This window comes from Oleiphilus sp. HI0128, from assembly GCF_001635365.1.
The window spans coordinates 1-1034 of record NZ_LWGG01000977.1 but is presented as its reverse complement, the minus strand read 5'-3'; the positions used below and the strand labels follow the sequence as shown (position 1 = coordinate 1034).

Sequence of the window (1034 nt, the reverse complement as noted above, 5' to 3'; positions counted from 1 at the left end):
TTGCTCCTAGAATCGAAGCTCACTTGTCGCGCGTTGGCGTGCACTACGACCTCATTCAACACCCTGAATCTCATACCAGTTTAGCTAGTGCCAGACTTGCTAACGTGCCAGCCAAACAAATGGCAAAAGCCGTTATCACCCACGATGGCGATAACTACCGACTCTGTGTCATACCTGCAACACATCAGCTTGTTCCTGATCTGCTCAACCAGCATATGGGCAAGGCCTCGCATTATCGCTTGGTCGATGAGTGTGAACTCAAAAGCTTATTTGATGATTGCGAAGAAGGTGCGGTTCCTGCACTAGGCCAAGTCTATGGCTTACCAGTAGTTTGGGATAAAAGCTTGGAAGAGATGCCTAGTATTTACTTTGAAAGTGGCGACCACCATAACCTGATTCATGTTAACCATGGCGCATTTATGCAGCTCATGGGGCTTCAGGAAAATGATGTGATTAGTTGCCCGACAGAGTTTTATGAGGCGAGAACGCAGTTAATACACTAGTTTGTAGGCAGAGTGTTCCGACCCTCGCTGATCAACCCTGTGCTAGCCGGCCTGCGAGCCGTGGAAGGCTCTGTAAACACATTGAACCACCGAGAACACAGAGCGCTTCGCTGCACAGAGTAAAGATCAACCTTAATAACTCTTATATGTCTTCTCGGTGGAGGCCCTATGCCGCTCGGTGTTCTCGGTGGTGAATAGTCTTTAATGTTTTGACCTTTGAGGAGGCAGAGGGTTGCATCCCTTATCTGGACTCCCCGTGCTAGCCCGCATGCGAGCCACGAAAGGCTCTGCATACAGAAACACGGGGACTGACTCTAAATGCTACTTCTTAGATTTAGCTTCTTTCAATGCCCATGCGCCAACTGCTAGCATTGCCATCACGGCCAAAGAAACTTCCATTAAGCCCATATGGCTCTCGCCCACGTGCGCCTGCCCTGATGCATGCATACCTTCGTGAGCGAGTGAGGCAAGGCTCACCATCATCATGGCGATTAAGGCACTTGCTTGTGTCATTAAGGTTTTCAATTTCAT

At 49.1% G+C, this 1034-nt stretch carries 2 protein-coding genes; one reads left to right on the top strand and one right to left on the bottom strand.

All coding sequences use genetic code 11. The annotated features are described in order from the left end of the window. Nucleotides 1–503 (top strand): aminoacyl-tRNA deacylase (locus A3763_RS16235; protein WP_068760233.1); only part of this gene is annotated, 503 nt, incomplete at its 5' end. 321 nt (nucleotides 504–824) lie between these two features. On the opposite strand, the gene A3763_RS16230 is transcribed toward A3763_RS16235, so the two are convergent. Then, nucleotides 825–1034: hypothetical protein (locus A3763_RS16230; protein ID WP_068509676.1), on the bottom strand; the 210-nt coding region annotated here is incomplete at its 5' end.